The sequence below is a fragment of the Pyxidicoccus sp. M6 genome, assembly GCF_055568925.1.
On the sequence record NZ_CM145714.1, the window covers coordinates 13,422 to 32,187 of the forward strand.

General features: G+C 69.9%; 13 protein-coding genes. 6 read left to right on the forward strand and 7 right to left on the reverse strand.

Annotation, left to right across the window (positions count from 1 at the left end):
* Nucleotides 1-252 precede the first annotated feature (252 nt).
* From ACVTJA_RS00060 to ACVTJA_RS00080, 5 genes are all read left to right on the forward strand, one after another.
* The gene (locus ACVTJA_RS00060; RefSeq protein WP_465832678.1) at nucleotides 253-1,689 is read left to right on the forward strand and encodes a DUF3375 domain-containing protein; all 1,437 of its coding nucleotides are present in this window, start codon (nucleotides 253-255) and stop codon (nucleotides 1,687-1,689) included.
* Entirely contained in the window at nucleotides 1,686-2,315 is a 630-nt protein-coding gene (locus ACVTJA_RS00065) for a DUF4194 domain-containing protein (protein ID WP_465832680.1), read from the forward strand. The genes ACVTJA_RS00060 and ACVTJA_RS00065 overlap by 4 nt, the downstream gene beginning before the upstream one ends.
* Nucleotides 2,312-5,695: an ATP-binding protein gene (locus tag ACVTJA_RS00070; RefSeq protein WP_465832682.1), complete on the forward strand. Its 3,384-nt coding sequence runs from the start codon at nucleotides 2,312-2,314 to the stop codon at nucleotides 5,693-5,695. The genes ACVTJA_RS00065 and ACVTJA_RS00070 overlap by 4 nt, the downstream gene beginning before the upstream one ends.
* 521 nt (nucleotides 5,696-6,216) lie before the next feature.
* Nucleotides 6,217-7,620 carry a M16 family metallopeptidase gene (locus tag ACVTJA_RS00075; protein WP_465832683.1) on the forward strand — a complete coding sequence of 468 codons (1,404 nt, stop codon included), beginning with the start codon at nucleotides 6,217-6,219 and terminating at the stop codon, nucleotides 7,618-7,620.
* Nucleotides 7,620-9,140, forward strand: coding sequence for a M16 family metallopeptidase (locus ACVTJA_RS00080; RefSeq protein ID WP_465832684.1), 1,521 nt, complete (start codon nucleotides 7,620-7,622; stop codon nucleotides 9,138-9,140). The genes ACVTJA_RS00075 and ACVTJA_RS00080 overlap by 1 nt, the downstream gene beginning before the upstream one ends.
* Nucleotides 9,141-9,209: 69 nt before the next feature.
* Here the strand turns inward: ACVTJA_RS00080 and ACVTJA_RS00085 are convergent, their stop codons facing one another.
* From ACVTJA_RS00085 to ACVTJA_RS00110, 6 genes are all read right to left on the reverse strand, one after another.
* Nucleotides 9,210-9,506 (reverse strand): hypothetical protein, encoded by a 297-nt coding sequence (locus ACVTJA_RS00085; RefSeq protein WP_465832685.1) that lies wholly within the window; start codon nucleotides 9,504-9,506, stop codon nucleotides 9,210-9,212.
* A gap of 155 nt (nucleotides 9,507-9,661) precedes the next feature.
* The gene (locus tag ACVTJA_RS00090; RefSeq protein WP_465832687.1) at nucleotides 9,662-11,335 is read right to left on the reverse strand and encodes an alkaline phosphatase D family protein; all 1,674 of its coding nucleotides are present in this window, start codon (nucleotides 11,333-11,335) and stop codon (nucleotides 9,662-9,664) included.
* Between the two features lie 151 nt (nucleotides 11,336-11,486).
* Nucleotides 11,487-12,485 (reverse strand): alpha/beta fold hydrolase, encoded by a 999-nt coding sequence (locus tag ACVTJA_RS00095; protein WP_465832688.1) that lies wholly within the window; start codon nucleotides 12,483-12,485, stop codon nucleotides 11,487-11,489.
* 93 nt (nucleotides 12,486-12,578) lie between these two features.
* Nucleotides 12,579-13,814: an MFS transporter gene (locus ACVTJA_RS00100; RefSeq protein WP_465832689.1), complete on the reverse strand. Its 1,236-nt coding sequence runs from the start codon at nucleotides 13,812-13,814 to the stop codon at nucleotides 12,579-12,581.
* A gap of 393 nt (nucleotides 13,815-14,207) precedes the next feature.
* On the reverse strand, nucleotides 14,208-16,130 hold the full coding sequence (locus tag ACVTJA_RS00105; RefSeq protein WP_465832691.1) for a CapA family protein: 1,923 nt from the start codon (nucleotides 16,128-16,130) through the stop codon (nucleotides 14,208-14,210).
* Nucleotides 16,131-16,330: 200 nt separating this feature from the next.
* A complete protein-coding gene (locus ACVTJA_RS00110; protein ID WP_465832693.1) occupies nucleotides 16,331-16,837 on the reverse strand; it encodes a DoxX family protein in 507 nt (168 codons plus the stop codon).
* A gap of 219 nt (nucleotides 16,838-17,056) precedes the next feature.
* Between ACVTJA_RS00110 and ACVTJA_RS00115 the strand changes: the two genes are divergently transcribed.
* Nucleotides 17,057-17,977, forward strand: a complete 921-nt coding sequence (locus tag ACVTJA_RS00115) for a hypothetical protein (RefSeq protein ID WP_465832694.1) — start codon at nucleotides 17,057-17,059, stop codon at nucleotides 17,975-17,977.
* A gap of 7 nt (nucleotides 17,978-17,984) precedes the next feature.
* Here ACVTJA_RS00115 and ACVTJA_RS00120 read toward each other — a convergent pair whose 3' ends face one another.
* Nucleotides 17,985-18,764: a tRNA1(Val) (adenine(37)-N6)-methyltransferase gene (locus ACVTJA_RS00120; protein WP_465832696.1), complete on the reverse strand. Its 780-nt coding sequence runs from the start codon at nucleotides 18,762-18,764 to the stop codon at nucleotides 17,985-17,987.
* Nucleotides 18,765-18,766 lie beyond the last annotated feature (2 nt).

An 18,766-nucleotide genomic window follows, 5' to 3' on the forward strand; every position in this document is an offset into this window, starting at 1 on the left:
CGGTTGGGACGTTCACGCCTGCTCGCCTGTCCCAGTGAGGAGCACAACCCTCCACGGTCGTCCGTGTCTCGCTGTCCCGAGGGTGATGCATCACGCCCGCTCGCCTGCCCTCGGAGGGACATCAGTCCTCCGAGGTCGTCCGCATCCCGGCGGTGAAGCACCACGCCTGCTCGCCTGCCCTCAGAGGCAAATCAACCCTCCAGGGTCGTCCACATCTCGATGTCAGTCCCGGGTTGTATTGATTGAGGTGTGATGGATTTCGCCACTCTCGACACGCTCAGGCATCAGCACCCCGCGTGGCGGCTGCTCGTCGCGGACCACGCGCCGCTCATCGCCAGCTTCCTGCACCGCAGCTTCCTGGAAGCCAACGCGCGCTCGCTGCCGCAGCGTGAGCTGGTGCTCAAGCTGGAGGACCACCTCCACACGCTGCGTGAGCGGCTCGGAGACGAGGCATTTCCGCGCACCGCGACGGCGTACCTGGACGACTGGGCGGAGGACGGGCGCGGCTGGCTGCGCAAGTTCTACCCACCCGACACCGACGAGCCCCACTTCGACCTCACCTCCGCCGCCGAGCGCGCCATCCGCTGGCTGTCGCAGCTCGCGGACCGCTCCTTCGTGGGCACCGAGTCGCGGCTGCGCACCGTGTTCGCGCTCCTGGAGCAGATGACCGAAGGCGCCGAGGTGGACCCGAAGGCCCGCCTCGCCGAATTGGAGCGCCGCAAGGCCGAAATCGAAGCGGAGATGGCCCAGGTGCGCGCGGGCCACGTGGAGCTGATGGACGAGGCCGCCCTCAAGGACCGCTTCCAGCAGATGGCGGACACCGCGCTCGGGTTGCTCTCCGACTTCCGCGAGCTGGAGCACGGCTTCCGCGAGCTGGACCGCGTGGTGCGCGAGCGCATCGCCACGTGGGAGGGCACGCAGGGCGAGCTGCTGGAGACGGTGCTCGGCGAGCATGACGCCATCAGCGGCTCGGACCAGGGGCGCAGCTTCCGCGCGTTCTGGGACTTCCTCATGTCCCCCGCGCGGCAGGAGGAGCTGACGCGCAAGCTGGAGCGCGTCTTCGCGCTGCCCGCGGTGCAGGCGCTCAAGCCGGACCCGCGCCTGCTGCGCATCCACTTCGACTGGCTGGAGACGGGCGAGCACACCCAGCGCACCGTGGCGCGGCTGTCGGAGCAGCTCCGCCGCTACCTGGATGACCGGGCGTGGCTGGAGAACCGCCGCATCATGCAGCTCATCCGCGGCGTGGAGCAGCACGCGCTCGCGGTGCGCAACCAGCCTCCGGGCCGCGCGTTCATGGAAATCAACGAGCCGTCCCCGTCCGTGGAGCTGCCCCTGGAGCGGCCGCTGTTCTCGCCGCCCGTGCGGCTGCGGGTGGCGGACGCCGAGGTGCTGGAGGCCAGCGAGGACGTCCCCGCCGAGGCCCTCTTCGCCCAGGCCTTCATCGACAAGGAGCGGCTGCGGGAGAACATCCGCCACGTGCTCCAGACGCGCGAGCAGGTATCGCTCGTGGAACTGCTCCACGAGGCTCCGTTGCAGCAGGGGCTCGCGGAGCTGGTGGCCTACCTCGACCTCGCGTCCGACGACCGGACGGCGCTGTTCGAGGACTCCCGCACGCAGACGCTGACCTGGACGGACGCGCATGGCCGCGCGCGCCGCATCACCCTTCCCCTGGTGCTCTTCCACCGATGACTCCCAACAACACTCCCCGTCCCCCGGACTCCCGCGACTCCCTGTCCCTCGTGCTGGTCGCCTTGATGAAGGGCGTCGTCTACCAGGAGGGAGACGCCAACCTCTGGAATGGCCTGCTCAACGTGCAGGCGCGCGTGCGCGAGCACGTGGCGGTGCTGGGCCTGCAGCTCATCCTCGACGAGCGCGAGGGCTATGCGTACCTGCGCCAGCAGCCTTCGTCGGAAGGAGGCGCGGCGCTGCCGCATCTCGTGGCGCGGCGGCAGCTTGGCTACGGGGTGAGCCTGCTGCTCGTGCTGCTGCGCAAGAAGCTCGCCGAGTCCGAGGCCAGTGGCAGCGGACACCGGCTGGTGCTGCGGCGCGACGAGATTTTCGACCTGGTGCGCCTCTTCCTCCCCGAGGGGACGAACGAGGCGCGATTGATGGACAAGCTGGAGGCGGACCTCGCGCGAGTCATCGAGCTGGGTTTCTTGCGCAAGCTGCGCGGCGGAGATGACGCCTACGAGGTGCGCCGCATCCTCAAGGCCTTCGTCGACGCGCAGTGGTTGGACACCTTCCAGCAGAAGCTCGCGGACTACCGCGCCCACCTGCTCGCCCACCTCAACGAAGTGACTGGAGCCACGCAATGAGCACCGCCCCTTCCTTCAATCAAGCGGACCTGCTCGACCTCGGCGCCACCGACGCTCGCGCGGGGTTCCGGCTGCACCGCTTCGAGGCCTACAACTGGGGCACCTTCCACCAGCGTGTCTGGCACCTGGGGCTCGGCGGTGACAACGGGCTGCTCACCGGTGACATCGGCTCCGGCAAGTCGACGCTGGTGGACGGTGTGGTGACGCTGCTCGTGCCGCCGCAGAAGCTGGCCTACAACAAGGCGGCCGGCGCGGAGTCTCGCGAGCGCACGCTGCGCTCGTACGTGCTCGGCCAGTACAAGTCCGAGCGCGGTGAGGGCGGCCACGGCGCGAAGCCCATCTTCCTACGCGACGGGACGAGCTACTCGGTGCTGCTCGGCCACTTCTACAACGAGGGATATGAGCAGCACGTCACCCTGGCCCAGGTGCTGTGGATGCGCGAGGCGGAAGGACAGCCGGCGCGCATGTACATCGTCGCGGACGGGAAGCTTTCCGTCTCCGAGCACTTCGCCGGTTTCGGTGCGGACATCACCGCGCTGCGGAAGCGGCTCAAGGCGCTGAAGGCCGAGGTGCATGACACCTTCCCGCCGTATGCGGCCGCGTTCCGTCGGCGCTTCGGCATCAAGGACGAGCAGGCGTTGGACCTGTTCCACCAGACGGTGTCGATGAAGGCGGTGGGCAATCTCACCGACTTCGTGCGGCAGCACATGCTCCAGCCACCCGCGGTGGAGTCGAGGCTCGCGGCGCTCATCGGCCACTTCGATGACCTGCACCGCGCGCACGAGGCGGTGCTCAAGGCGAAGAAGCAGATGGCGCAACTGGAGCCGCTGGTGCGCGACTGCGAGAAGCACGAGGCGCAAGCCGCGGAATTGGCCATCCTGCGCCGCTGCCGTGAAGCGCTGCGTCCGTGGTTCGCGGCACAGAAGGCGAAGCTCGTGGAGGCACAGCTCACGGACTGGAGCACGGAGCGGGAGCAGACGCGCCTGGAGGCCGGTGAGTTGGTGGAGGAGCGCCGCCGGCAGAGCACGGAGCGGGACAGGCTGAAGCAGGCCATCGCCGCGAACGGCGGCTCACGGCTGGAGACGGTGAAGGCGGACCTCACGCAGCGGCGGCGTCAGCGGGAGGCGCGCTTCCAGAAGGCGGAGCGGTACGCGCAGCTCGCCACGGCGGCGGGGCTTCCGGCGGCGGTGGACGCGGACACCTTCCTCGCGAACACGCGCGCAATCCAGACGCTGCTCACGGAAGGAGAGGGTGAGCAGGCGAAGACGCAGGCCGCGCTCACCGACGTGGGCGTGGAGCTGCGCGGGCTGGGGAAGAAGCACGAGGAGGTGAAGGCCGAGCTGGAGTCGCTGCGCCGGCGCCGCTCCAACCTGCCGTCGCGCATGCTGGCCCTGCGCGAGCGCATGTGCGCCGAGCTGGGCCTGGACGCGGACGCACTGCCCTTCGCGGGCGAGCTGCTGCAGGTGCGCGAGGAGGAGCGGGACTGGGAGGGCGCGATTGAACGTGTGCTCCACGGCTTCGGCACGTCGCTGCTCGTGTCCGAGAGTTATTACCCGAAGGTGGCGCAGTGGGTGGAGCGTACGCACCTGGACGGACGGCTCGTCTACTACCGGGTGAAGGAGGAGGCCGCGGCGCGGGTGCCGCAGCTCCAGCCGCACTCGCTGCTGCGCAAGCTGGCCATCAAGCCGGACTCCGGCATGTACCGGTGGCTGGAGGCAGAGCTGGCTCGGCGTTTCGACTACGCGTGCTGCGACACGCTGGAGCAGTTCCGGCGCGAACGGCAGGCCCTCACGCGCTCCGGCCAGTTGAAGCGGGGTGGTGAGCAGCACGAGAAGGACGACCGCTTCCGGCTGGATGACCGCTCTCGCTACGTGCTCGGGTGGACGAACGAGCAGAAGCGCGCGGCGCTCGAAGCCGAGGCCCGGTCGCTGGAGGCGCGCCTCAACGACGTCACCGCTCGCGCGCTCGAATTGGAATCACGGCGCAAGGGCTTGCAGGGGCGCCGTGAGCTGCTCAGCCAGCTCGCCGTGTTCGATGCCTTCCGCGAGCTGGACTGGAAGCCCGTGGCCGCGGACCTCCAGCGCCTTGAGGAGGGGCTGCGCGAATTGGAGTCCGCGTCCGACGTGCTCCACACTCTGGAGGGCCAGCTCGCGAAGCAGGAGCGCGCCCTGGAGAAGACGGAGGCGAAGCTGAAGGAGGTGGAGAAGCGCCAGGCCCGCCTGGAGGTGCAGGAGGAGTCCGCGCGCAAGGCGCTGGCCTCGTACGAGAAGGCTCGGCAGGAGGCCACCGAGGAGCTACGTGCGAGCTACCCGCGCGTGGAGGCGCTGTACGCCGAGGTGACGGGCGGCGCCACGCTGGAGACGGACGCCAGCGACGAGCGCGAGCGGCAGCTCCGTGAGGAATTGCAGCGCCGCATCGACGTGGAGGGACGGAAGATGGAGCGCGGGCGTGAGGCCATCATCCGCGCCATGCAGACGTACCGCGCGGACTTCCCGCTGGAGACGCAGGAGGTGGACGCGAGCCTCGACGCGGCGGCCGAGTACGCGGCCATGTTGAAGGCGCTGCGCACGGACGACCTGCCGCGCTTCGAGACGCGCTTCAAGAGCCTGCTCACGGAGAACACCATCCGCGAGGTGGTGAACTTCCAGGGACAGCTCCTCCGCGAGCGCCAGGACATCCGCGAGCGCATCGACACCATCAATCGCTCGCTGCGCGCCATCGACTACAACCCGGGGCGGTACATCGTCCTCGAAGCGTCACCCAGCGTGGACGCGGACGTGCGCGAGTTCCAGGCGGAGCTGCGCGCGTGCACGGAAGGCACACTGTCAGCACCCGAGGACGACGCGTACTCGGAGAAGAAGTTCCTGGAGGTGAAGCGCATCATCGAGCGCTTCCGGGGACGCGAGGGCAGCGCGGAGGCGGATGCGCGCTGGACGCGGCGGGTGACGGACGTGCGCAACTGGTTCAGCTTCTCCGCCTCGGAGCGCTGGCGCGAGGACGACCGCGAGCACGAGCACTACACGGACTCGGGCGGCAAGTCGGGCGGGCAGAAGGAGAAGCTCGCGTACACGGTGCTGGCCGCGAGCCTCGCGTACCAGTTCGGCCTGGAGTGGGGCGAGACGCGCTCGCGCTCGTTCCGCTTCGTCGTCATCGACGAGGCCTTCGGGCGAGGCTCGGACGAGTCCGCGGCCTACGGACTGGAGCTCTTCCGGCGGCTCAACCTGCAGCTGCTCATCGTCACGCCGCTGCAGAAGATTCGCGTCATCGAGCCGTACGTCTCCAGCGTGGGCTTCGTCCACAACGAGGCGGGGCGAAGCTCCAAGGTCCGCAACCTCACCATCGACGCGTACCGCGCCGAGCGCGAGGCCCGCGGGCACTGAGCGCGTCAGAAGCGCGCCGCGAGCCCGCCCACCCAACCTCCCCGCGAGGTGGCACTGATGACGGGTGCCACCCGCACGGTGGGCCGGGAAGGCTTGCGCTCCGGAAGGCCAGCAACGCGCCCACCGTGGGGGCCACCACGGACGAGACGACGAGTCGAAACGGCAGCAGGTGCAGCCCCCGCGAGTCGTCCTGCTCTCGCGGGATGAGCTCCGCGCGAGGCTCTTCCTCGGGCGTGTCCACCAGCGGTGGGAGCGGCAGCGGTACCTCGGGCTCCTGGGCGGCCACGGGGAAGGCGCACAAGACACCCCCCATCAGCAACAGCAACGAGATGCGCGTCCTCATGGACGGCCATCGTAGACAGTCTTCGGGGTGGTGGAGCGCACAGGCCACGCAACAGCGGCGCCAACCACTCGACGGTGGCGGGTATTCCCTTCCGCATTCCCTACCCGGGGGGCCGGGCTCACGTGCTAAGCGCTGACGTGAGTCCATGGCATCGAGACCCGGAGGCACCTTGTTTCGAATGAAGGCCCTCGTCGCCGCAGCCCTCGTCATCACCGGGCTACCGGCGCTCGCCCAATCCCCGAAGGAGGCGAAGCCCGCGGCTGGACGCGAAGCGCTCGCCATTCCCTATGAGAAATACACCCTGCCCAATGGGCTGGAGGTGATTCTCTCCGTTGACCACAAGCTGCCGATTGTCGCCGTCAACGTCTGGTACCACGTCGGCGCCTACAACGAGCAGCCCGGCCGCACCGGCTTCGCTCACCTCTTCGAGCACATGATGTTCCAGGGCTCGAAGCACGTGGCCGATGACGTGCACATCTCCCTGCTCGAGCAGATTGGCGGCACGGACCTCAACGGCACCACCAGCTTCGACCGCACCAACTACTTCGAGACCGTCCCAAGCAATCAGTTGGAGACGGCGCTGTGGCTGGAGAGCGACCGCATGGGCTTCCTGCTGGACGCCCTCACCCGGGAGAAGCTCGACACGCAGCGCGAGGTGGTGAAGAACGAGCGCCGCGAGGGCACCGAGACGGCCCCGTACGGCATGGCGCGCGAGAAGGCGTGGCACGCGCTCTTCCCGCTGCCGCACCCGTACCACGGCGACGTCATCGGCTCGATGGCGGACCTGAACGCCGCCACCGTGGACGACGTGAAGGACTTCTTCCGCAAGTGGTACGCCCCGTCCAACGCGACGCTCACCATCGTCGGTGACATCGACGTCGAGAAGACGAAGGCGCTGGTGGAGAAGTACTTCGGCTCGCTGCCCAGCCACCCGAAGCCGGCGCGTCCGGAAGTGGCTCCGGTGAAAATCACCTCGCCCGTGGTCATCCGCGAGGAGGAGCGCGTGGCCCAGCTCCCGCTCCTGTCCATCCAGTGGCTCACGCCGCCGTACCTCCAGGAAGGCGACGCCACCGCGGACGTGCTGGCCACCGCGCTGTCCACCGGCAAGGCGAGCCGCCTCTACCGCCGGCTGGTGCTGGAGAAGCAGCTCGCGCAGAGCGTCAGCGCCACGCAGCAGAGCCAGGGCGCGCAGTCCGTCTTCTCGCTGGACGTGGTGGCCGCCCCCGGCGTCTCCACCGACACGCTGCTGAAGGAGGTGGACGCCGTCCTCGACGAGGTGCGGAAGAACGGAATCACCCAGGAGGAAATCGAGCGCGCCCGCACGCGCTTCGACACGCGCATGCTCGCGGGCCTGCAGGCCGTGGGAGGCTCTGGCGGCAAGGCGGACGTGCTCCAGAGCTACAACCACTTCGTCGGTGAGCCGGGCTACGTCGCGAAGGACCTGGCCCGCTACGAGAAGGTGACGCCCGAGTCCGTGAAGCAGTTCGCGCGCGACATGCTCAACCCCAACGCGCGCGTCATCCTCCACGCCGTGCCGCCGGCCCGCCGGCAGCCCCCTACCGAACCGAAGGAGCGCAAGTGATGCGTCGCCTCCTCTCCGCACTGCTCGTCACGACGCTGGCCGCCTGCGCCAGCAACCCGAAGCCTCCTCCGTCCAACCCGGAGTCGCCCGCGCTGGGCGAGACGGCCCAGAAGCCCGCGCCGCGGCCCGAGGACCCCGAGGCCTTCCGTGCGAAGCCGCCCGAGCCCGGCAAGCCGCCGGACCTGGTGCTGCCTGGCTTCCAGCGCGCCACGCTGGACAACGGCCTCACCGTGCTGGTGAGCACGCGCAAGGAATTGCCGCTCGTCTTCGCGGGCGTGGCCTTCGCCGCGGGCGCGTCGCAGGACCCCAAGGGCAAGGGCGGCCTCGCCGAGCTGTCCTACCGCATGCTGCTGGAGGGCGCGGGCAAGCGGGACACGGTGGCGCTCGACAACGCCTTCGCGGACCTGGGTGTGTCCCCCGCCTTGGATGTGCACTCGGACGGCGCCGAGGTGGGCGTGCGCGTGCTGAAGCGCAACGTGGACCCGGCGCTCGCGCTGCTGGCCGACGTGGTGATGCGGCCCACGTTCGACCCGAAGGTCTTCGACCGGCGCAAGAACCAGCAGCTCCGTGATTTGGTCCGTCAGCTCAGCTCGCCCATCGTGCTCGCGCAGATTGCGGCCCTGGGCGCCATCTTCAGCGAGGACCACCCGTACGCGCACATGTCGGACGGCGTGCCGCAGACGGTGCAGGCGCTCACGCTGGCGGACGCGAAGGGCTTCTACCAGAAGCACGCCGGCCCGAAGGCCGCCGCGCTCATCCTCACCGGCGACATCACCCTGGATGAGGCGGTGGCGCTGGCGAAGAAGCACCTCGGTACATGGAAGGGCCCGGGCACGCCGCCCGCTGCGCCGCCCACGCCCGCCGCGCCGCCGCGGCAGCAGGTGTACGTGGTGCCCAAGCCCGAGCTGGCGCAGACGGTGATGCTGGTGGGCCGCCCGGGTGTCGCGGCAGGCCACCCGGACGAGTACGCGCTGGAGCTGGCCACCACCGTGTACGGCGGCTTCTTCGGCAGCCGGCTCAACATGAACCTGCGCGAGGCCAAGGGCTACAGCTACGGCGCGGGCGCGTTCATGGACACGCGCCTGGGCGTGGGGCCGCTGCTCTCGTACACGGCCGTGCGCCAGGACGTGACGGGCCCCGCCCTCACCGAGCTGGTGAAGGAGCTGTCCGGCCTCAAGGAGCGGCCGATTACGCAGAAGGAATTGGAGTCCGCGCGCGAGGGCCTCATCCGCGCCATCCCCGGAGGCTTCGAGTCCATCGAGGGCCTGGGCGCCACCGCCGCGTCCATCTACTTCAAGCGCCGCCCGCTGGATGAGCTGGAGCGCTCGGTGGAGGGCCTGCGCAACGCCTCCGCCGCCGAGGTGCAGCGCGTGGCCGAGCTCTACCTCGCGCCGGACGCGATGCAGATTGTCCTCGTGGGAGACCCGGCCACCATCCAGGAGCAGGTGACTCCGCTCAACCTGGGCAAGCTGACGCCGGTGGAGCCGGACGCGGCTCCCGCTCCGGCGGCCGCGAAGTAGACGGTCCTCCATGTCGAGGTACCCCGCCGGGGCTCGCGAGCATGCGCGGGCCCCGGCTTCTTTTTTCAGCTAGTCCTCTTCACCCTGGCCGGCGGTGCGGCGCTCGGCCCGCTCGCGGCCACGGCGCTCGCGCTCCAGCTCGTCTGCCTCGTCGATGGGGCTGCGGATGTCGGGCACGTCGCCGCCCACGGGCCCGTCGCTGTCCAGGGCGAACTTCTGCTCGCTCGTCGCGTGGATGGAGTCCGCGGAGTAGAGCGGCAGCGTGTCATCCGCCTCCAGGCCTCCCTCCACGCGGTCCTTCGCGTACGGAGGCTTGGTGGGGGCTTCCTTGCCGCCCTTCAGGGGGTCGTACTTCCGGTTGGGCATGGTGCGCGCTCCTCGTCGAAGGGCATGGGGACGGAGCCCCACGCCGGCGTGCCGCTACGAGGCTCAATGTCGGGGCGCGCGGGCTGCCCACCAAGCTCCCCACGGCGGTACGGGCGCACGCCTGCCCGGACGCCATGGGGCCTGCGTGGCGCGAGCTAGCGAGGCAGGGGTGGAGGCTCCACCACCACCTGCATGGAGAGCGGCGTGTGCTCCGCCTCCCAGCGCAGCCACAGCTTGGGGCGCGAGGTGGCGCTGGCGGGCCGCTTCACGCAGAGGGTCAGCCAGTTGCGCTCGCGCAGGTAGTGGTCCGCGCCCACGGGGAGGAGCTCCGTCTGGATGAAGGACGGCAAATCTTCCATGCCCTCTCCCGCGAGCATGCGCATGCCGAGGAACTCGAGCATGCCCGGGGGCGGGTGGACGATGGCGGAGGACGTCACCTGCTCGATGATGGCCTCGGTCGTTCCGGGGAAGAGGTGCTCCGGGTTGCGCGAGCGGATGAGGCCTCGCGCGCCCACGTGCACGTCACCGGAGATGACCGTCACGGCGCAGCACGAGTCCCGCGCGAGCTTGAAGAGGTCCATGATGAGCCGCGTGCGCTCGCCGCGGTGGACGATGGACTCCCACTGGTCGAGCATGTCGTCGCGCAGGTCCACGAGGCCCGCGACGCTCTCGGTGGCCGGCCCGAAGCGCAGGTGCACGAGGGGCACCGAGGACACGACGACGACGTGCCGGTTCTTGGTGCCCGTCGCCTCGGACGCGCGGTGCTCGCGGCGCCACGTGTCCAGGTCGTCCCACTGGGCGTCGCTCATCACCACGTGCTCGACCTTCCCGGTGTTGCCCCGCTTGCGGATGGTGCGGCCGCTGCGCAGGTCCAGCATCACCAGGTCGAGGTCGCACTCGTCGCCCGTGAAGCGCACCGTGCGCAGGTAGTGGCTCTCACACGGCTTGAGCTCCGAAGGCGTCTTGCCTCGTGACTTCAGCCCGCCGAGCTGGAAGGCCTCGTAGGCGAGCGCCGCCGCGCTGTAGAGCGTCTGGTACCAGGGGTGCTCCTGGAGCTCCTCGTGCGAGCCCCAGCCGTCGAAGATGTCGTGGTCATCCCACGTGAAGATGCCGGGCACGAGCGCGAGCATGGGGGCGATGCCCGAGTCCCCGCTCCAGCGCTCGCAGTAGAGCTCCACGTAGCGGGCCACCATCTCGTCGTGGCAGCCCTCGGGCAGCTTCTTGTCCTTCTGCTTCTCCTCCAGGGACAGCTTGTGGAACTTCTCCAGCTCCTTCGAGGCGTACCAGATGGAGTCCGCGTACACCTGGTCTCCGCCGCCGATGAGCAGGTGGAAGCCATCCGTGGTGCTCTCGTGCTGGTACCTCATGTCGTCCCAGCAACCGAAGGGCCGGCCCATCTTCGACACCTTCTTCCACGCCTCGGCGCTGCCGCCGCCGTTGCAGGAGAAGAAGGCCGCGCGCGGCAGGCCACCGCGCTCCGGCACGAGGACGCCCTTCACGTCATCCACGCCCTCGAGCGGCGGGGCACCCTCCGCGGAGACGAAGCGGTAGCCCACGCGCCTGGGGACGGTGTCGCGCCGGAGGGACACGTGCCACTTCCACAGCACGCCGGCCACGGGGCTCTTGAGGCGGGAGAAGTCGGCGACCAGCTCGGGGCCGGAGACCTCGGCGCCGGCCAGGTCCTTGCCCTGCGCGTCGAGAAAGTGGAGCTGCAGCGCGGGAGGCTTCGCGGGGTCCGTGCCGGAGAGGTACAGGTTGACGGAGAAGGTCCACGTGTCCGCGGACTGCGAGTCCGTCATGTACAGCATCGGTCCAAGCAGCTTCTTCATGGCGCCCCCCTGGCGAGTGCTCCCGGGCACGGAGGCCCGGGACTGGCGAGGGGAGGGAGTCTAGCGCGGAGGGAACACGCGCGAGCAGCGGGGTTTCACCCGGAGCGCGAGTCATGTCCCCAAGTTGCCCACAGCCCCGTGGGGCAGGGGCTCACTTCCCGAGGAAGCCGAGCAGCGCCGAGTGGAACTTCTCCGGCGCCTCGAAGTGGGGGATGTGGCCCACGCCGGGGAGCTCCACGAGCGTCGCGTTGGGAATGTCCTTCGCCACCGCCTTGCCGAGCTGCGGGTACTGGCCCAGCGTCGCGGCCACGTCGGCGGGCACCTTGCCCCGGCCGATATAGGTGCGGTCCTCCTGGCCGATGACGAGCAGCGTGCGCGGCTTCACGAGGGGGAACTCATGGGAGACGGGCTGCTCGTAAATCATCTGCGACGTGGCGGCGGACACCCAGGCGAGGCGCGGGTACTCACCGCTCTGGAGCTGCCGGGCGAAGATTTGGACCCAGACGTCGTACTCGGGCTTCCACTTCACGTAGTAGGTCTGGTGGTACTTGCGCGTGCCCTCCTCGGTGGCCTGGAGCTGCTCGCGGTAGTAGGTCTCGGTGGACTGCCAGGGCACCTTCTCGCGGTAGTCCTCGAGGCCGATGGGGTTCTCCAGCACGAGGTGCGTGGTGGTGTCCGGGAACATGAGCGCGAAGCGCGTGGCCACCATGCCGCCCATGGAGTGGCCCACCACGGCCGTCTGGGAGATGCCGAGCGTGTCGAGCAGCTTCTTCGTCAGCGAGGCGAGGGTGTGGAAGCTGTAGTGGATGTCCGGCTTGGAGGAGCGGCCGAAGCCCACCTGGTCCGGGACGACGACGCGGAAGCCGGCGGCGGTGAGGGCGCGGATGGTGGGCTCCCAGTACGCGCCGAAGAAGTTCTTCCCGTGGAGGAGGATGACGGTGCGCCCGTTGGCGCGGCCGGTGGGCTTCACGTCCAGGTACGCCATGCGCAGGTCCTGCCCCTCCAGCGTGACGGGGAGGAACTGCACGGGGAACGCAGAGGGCAGGCCCTCCAGCGCGATGCCCAGGGGCTCGGAGGCGCGGCGCTCCTGCGCGAGCGCGGGCGAGGTGGTCAGCAGCAGTGCAGTGAGGGCCAGGAGGAGGGGACGCATGTGCATGGTCCCCGTGTAACGCGAGGAGTCGAAGCCCGCATCCGCTCCGTGGGGCCGCGTGTCCAGCGGTGGACCCCGCGGCGGTGACGCGGGCTAATTGGCTGCGTTCTCGAAGCTGCGCGGCCGCATCAACCGCAGCGTCAGCACGAGCGCGAGGAACAGGACGCTGGAGCTGACCATGACGAAGCGCAGGCCCACGCGGTCCGCGAGCGCGCCCAGTCCCCACACGCCCCCCGCGTACGCGCCGCCGAGCACCATGCTGTAGAGGCTGCTCATCCGCGCCTGCATCTCGCGCGGCACGCGGGACTGGCAGTACGAGTTCAGCCCCGTCATCATCATCATGTAGCTGCCGCCGAGCAGCACGATGCCGGCCGCCGCCACGGGCAGCGTGGGCGACAGCCAGTACAGCGCTGACACCGCGCCAATCGCGAGCGAGACAATTCCCAACAGCTTGCGCTGCCCCAGCGTGTCCACGAGCGTGCCCACCACCAGCGCCGCAGTCACCGCGCCCGCGCCCTGGCAGGCGACGAGCAGCGACGTGGCCGCCGCGCCCTGACCGAACTCGCGGATGGCGAACACCGGCACCAGGCCGATGAACGGCGCCACCAGGGCCGCGACGAGCAGCGTGGCCCACAGCATCAACGAGATGTCCGCGTCCTTGCGCACCACCGAGACGCCCTGGGCAATCTGCTCCCAGAGGTTCTGGACGACCTTGCCCGAGTCCCGCGCCGGCATCCGCACGCGAGACAGCGCGACGAGCACCGCGAGGAAGGAGAGGGTGTTGATGAGCAGCGCCCAGGACGCGCCGCCGGCCGCGAGCACGAAGCCCGCCGCCGCCGGGCCGATGATGCGCCCCAGGTTGTACTGCGCCGAGTTGAGGCTCACCGCGCTGTGCAAATCACGCGGAGGCACGAGCTCGGCGAGCATCGCGGAGAAGGCCGGGTTGATGAGGGTGCTCGCGCAGCCGTTGAGCAGCGAGACGACGCCCACCGCGTGCACGCTGAGCTGGTGCGTGAAGGCCAGCACCGTGAGCACGCCGGCGAGGAGCAGCTGCACCACCGTGCCCACCGCGACGTACGCGCGCCGGTCGAACCGGTCCGCGAGCGCACCGCCCACGGGGGACAGAATCACCGAGGGCAGGAAGGTGAGGGCGGCGATGCCACCGGTCCACTCGGCGCGGCCCGTCTCCTGCGTGACGTACACGCCCATGGCCACCGTCTCCATCCAGGTGCCGATGGTGGAGACGAGTGCGCCCAGCCAGACAGCGAAGTAGCCGGGATGGTCGAAAGCGCGAAGCGAGGAGAGACGTGGCAGTCGGAGTGCGCGCACGGCGACGTTCCTTGTACCGCACGGAGACGACACGCGCCCTCCCGGCTCGCGTCATCCTTTGAGCCGCAAATACGAGACTGGCAGCGGGGCCAGCAGCCGGCCTTCACCGTGCGGTGGGTGACAGCACACAGACGGTCCGCGAAGCGCGGACGTGACAGCGCGGCGGCACAAACGAGACAGGTCTCTCGCGGCTCACTCGGAATTCATGCGCGAGGGAAACCCGCGCATTCGTGGGCATGGGTGCGCACAGGTCGGAAAGGCGCACTACCAGCGTGTGGGGACGGGACGCGGGATGAGGTGGAAGAAACGCTCATTCCGCGAGTCCACCGCCCGAGAGTCGAGGCGGAAGGAACGCTCATTCCGCCAATCCGCCGCCCGGGGGGCGGCCGGAGCTCAGCGCACGCTGACGGGGCCCTTGCCCGCGGGCTTCACGGTGCCGTCCTCGGAGATGCGCGCGCCCGTGTCGGGGAAGTCCTCGGCGGTGAGGCTTCGGATGAGCGGGATGACGGCGGCCTTCGGGTCCGGCTGGGCAATGCCCTCGCCCACCTGCCTCGTGGGGAGGATGCGGGCGGACCCGAAGCGGCCGTCGCCGGTGAGCTCCACCTCCAGCACCATGCCCAGGCCCTGCGCACCCGTGAGGGTGAAGCGGCCGTACGTGGCGAAGTTCCCCAGCGAGTAGGCGATGAGCCGGCCCTTGTAGAACTCCATGCCGCGCACCACGTGCGGGCCGTGGCCGATGACCAGGTGCGCGCCCGCGTCCACCATGGCGCGAGTGAAGGTGCGCAAGTCACCCCGGTCCTCGCCGAAGAACATCTCGCGCCCCGCCGGCACGTGGAGCGCCTTGCTGCCCTCGGCGCCACCGTGGAACGAGACGACGACGAGGTCATGCTCCGCCGCGGCCGCGCTCACCAGCGCCGTGGCCGTGGCCAGGTTGTTGAGGTGGTTGCACGAGGGCGACGTGTGGAAGGCCACCACGCCGATGCGCAGGCCATTGCGCTCCACCGTGGCGATGGAGCCCGGCGGGCCGCTCCACGGAATGCCCAACGTGTCGAGCGTGGCTTCCGTCTGACGGCGGCACTCCTCGCCGAAGTCGCCGGAGTGGTTGTTCGCAGTGGAGACCACATCCACACCGGCCTCCTTCAGCGTCGCGCCGTACTCGGTGGGCGAGCGGAACGCGTAGCAGTTCCCCTTGGAGCGGCACTTGGTCGTCTTGCCGCCGTCGCACAGCGGGCCTTCGAGGTTGGCGAAGGTGAGGTCCGCGTCCTCGAGCAGCGGGCGCACGGCGGTGATGACGCTGGCGGGGCCTTCGGGAGGCAGATGCCCCTCGGGCACGGTCGTGCCGAGCATGACGTCACCCACGAAGCGGATGCGCACCTTCGCGCCCGGAGGCGGGGGAGGGCGGCTGCCGGCCTGGGGCGCGCGGGAGAGCTTCTCCTGGAGGGCGGCCTGGCCCTGGGCCTGAGCGAGCGCCGTCTCCAGGTCCGGGTGGTCCGGAGCGAGCTTCTTCACCTCGGTCCACTGTGCGAGAGCCTCCGTCCAGCGGCCCTCCACCTGATGCGCCCAGCCGAGCTCCCAACGGCAGTCCACGCGCGAGGGTGCGGCCTGCACGCAGGCGGACAGCTCGGAGATGGCGGTGCGGGTGTCCTTCGCCTGGAGGGCCGCGATGCCTCGGGCATAGCTCGCGTCCGCGTCGACCACGGCGGGAGCGGGCTGCGCGCGCATCGCCACGGCGGCGGCACGCACGGCGCTGAAGGCGGCCTCGGCGGCGACGCGGCCGACGTCCGAGACGGTGGTGGAAGCGTCGGAAGCCGGAGCCGTCGGGGAGGCCGACGCGGACTCCTGTGGGGTGCCGGAGGGCGTCGTCACCGGTGAGGCCTTCGCGACACTGCTCGAGGAGGTTCCATCCGTGGAGCCGGAAGCCGTCGCCACTTGAACCGTGTTGGAGGCACCTGTCGCGTGCGTCGCGCCGACGGTGTCACGGGCTGTGCCCGAGGCGGCCACGACGGCATCCGCGCCATGGACGACAGGACGTAGGCCCGCCGCGGCCTTCACGGACTGCGTGCCCGCGAGCACGACGGCATCCGCCGCTCCATTCCCGAGCGCCGCGCGAACGGACCCGTTGCCCGCGGTCATCGCGAGCTCGGAAGCAGCGTCCTCCCGGAGCGCGGCCTTCACGGACGCACTGCCAGCGGTGGACAGCAGCTCGGCGGTGCGAGCCTGCGCTGTGGAGAACTTGTGGGAGGGAGCGGGCTCGCGCGCCGGGGAAACACCCGGCGTGGTGGCGAGCGCCAGCATCAGGAAGACGGACGAGGCCATGGCCCGCGCATCTTACGGGCCGTCCAGGCGCTCGGGAGTAATTGGCATGCGCTCGCCCCATCGGCAGCCGGGCAGACGACACACACCCCATCAGCCAGGGTGATGGGGTGTGCGGCACCGGGCAGCCACGCCACCGTGAGCGGCTTCTCAGCCCAGCACGTCCAGCAGCACCGAGCGGCACCGACACCGTGAGCGGCGGCTCAGCCCAGCAGGTCCAACAGCACCGAGCGGCTGCGCTGACGCGGCAGCAAGCGCAGGCGGCGCAGCTCCTTGCGCTTCACCTTGCGCTCCAACGCGCTGTGCACCGAGAGCTGCCCCGGCCCGCGCAGCAGCAAACCGAGCGCGATGGAGCAGAGCGCGAGGTTGAACTCGAAGCCGCCCTTCGTGTTGTCGAAGCCCTTGCCCTTGTGGACCTTGGCGATGGCGAACGCCTGCGTGACGAGCACACCCAGTGCCGCGGGCCGCGTCGCGAAGCCGAGAATGGCGCTCACGCCCGCGAGCAGCTCCGTGATGCCCGTGGCCAGCACCAGGGGCCGGGCCGGCTTGAGGCCAATCTGCTCGAAGAAGCCCGCGGCCTGCTCCGTCCCTTCCTTGCGCAGCTTGCTCAACCCGTGCACCACCATCGACGACCCGAGCGACAGGCGCGGTGGCAGCAGGGCCGCTGACTTCAGGATGCTCGGTTGCTCGGTCAGCTGTGCCACGTTCATTCCCACTCCTCCTTGATGGGGCCCCGGGGCCGGTTCTGGAAACCCGGGTACGTTGGGGCCGGCCGCCCTCCATGGCACCCCGAGCCATGTCCCCCTCACTCGGCGGGCAGGCAGGCCGGCGTCATGATTTCCGCATCCTCGCGAGCCGCCTCCGTCCCGAGTCCGAGGCGTCCCCGAGCGGACCGACTCGACCCGCGTGTCCGCTGGGGCGAGACTCGTATGAACATGTCCCTGCGCTGGTCGCTCCTGTTCCTGTCGTTGTCCGTCCCCGCGCTCGCTGAGGACGGCGTCACCGTACGAGTGCGCTGCCCGGAGAAGTGCACCGTGGTGCTCGATGGGAAGCGCGGCCTGCGGGTGACGGACTCGACGTGGAAGTTCGAGGGAGTCGGCACGGGAGCGCGGCGCGTGGAGGCCACGGGCGTCCTGAGCCGGCCGCTCATCAACGGGTTCGCGGAGATTCCCGACGTGGCGCAGGCGGAGGTCTTCCTCACGAGCAACAAGCGCATCGTCGTGCAGCGCGGCAGCACCAGCACGCCGGGCACGCCGGAGTGGGCGGAAGGGGAGAAGCCACCGGCGAAGGGCGGAAGGAAGAGCGTGGCCATCGTCCGGTGTCCCGAGGACTGCACGGTGCTGCTCGACGGGAAACGCGGCCGGCGCAGGGACGAGCGCACGTGGGAGTTCAAGGACGTGGAGCCGGGCCGCCGTCGTGTGGAGGCGACTTCCAGCCTGTTCAGCCGGAGGCTCTTCCTCGACTCCGTGGAGGTGCCCGCGGACGCGGAGGCGACTTTCTACGGTGACTCGAAGGGGAACGTGAGGCTCACGGAGGACCGGAGCCTGGCAGCAGTGGAGCAGGCCCGCGCCAAGGCACGTGAGGCAGGTACGTCGCAGCTCAACGTGCGCTGCGTGAAGCCCTGCACGGTGTCGCTCGACGGAGCGCGCCGGGGTTCGAGCAACGCGACGAACGTGCTCGTCCGGGACGTGGAGCCGGGCGCGCATGAGTTGGACGTGGTCTTCACGGTGGGGAAGAGCCGCAGGCGCATGACGCTCGACGTGCGCGCGAACAGCGAGCTGTTCATCACCGCGTCCGAGGGTGATGGGTTCCAGGTGACGAACACGAAGCCGCTGAACGGTGCTCCGTAGCGCCGGCTCAGTCCTCCGACGGAACGCGCTCCGCGAGTGGTGGCTCCATCAGCGCGGCCACCTCGGCGGAGTAACCACCCGGGCCCTCACCGTGGACGATGAGCGGAGGGCGCACGGCGAGTCCCCTGTCCCTGTCTCGCACGGCCTGCACCAGGAAGCGCGTGGCCGGTGAGCCCACGCGCGAGTGCACGAAGCGCAGCACGGAGGGATACAGCTTCGCCTGCGTCAGCAGCCCGAGCACCTCGGCCACGCGAGAGGCCGGGTACACGAGGCTCACGGTGCCTCCGGGCATGAGCGCGTACCGTGCAGCGGCAACCACGTCACTTGCGTCGCAGGCGACCTCGGACTTGGACACGGCGCGCTCGTCATCGGGGCTGCGGACTCCGGCGTTGGCGATGCGGAACGGTGGATTGGAGACGACGTGCGCGTACTGCCCACCGGTCACGAGCTCACGGATGCGGCGCAGGTCACCCAGCAGCGGACGCACACGAGCTTCACAGTCATTGAGTGCCACGGCCCGCCGCAGTCTGGCGAAGACCGCGGGCTGAAGCTCCAGCGCATCCACGGGCCCGAGGTGGAACTGCTTCACGAGCAGGAAGGACACCACACCACTGCCCGCGCCGAGCTCCAGCATGAGGCCCGGAGTGCCCGTGCCCTCCGTCGCCGCGAAGTGCGCGAGGAGCACGGCATCCAGCGTGAAGCGGTACCCGCTCCGGCGTTGAAGCACCCGCACCCCCGCCGTGCCGATGGAGTCGAGCGTCTCGTCGTGAGCAATGGGTTCGGACATGC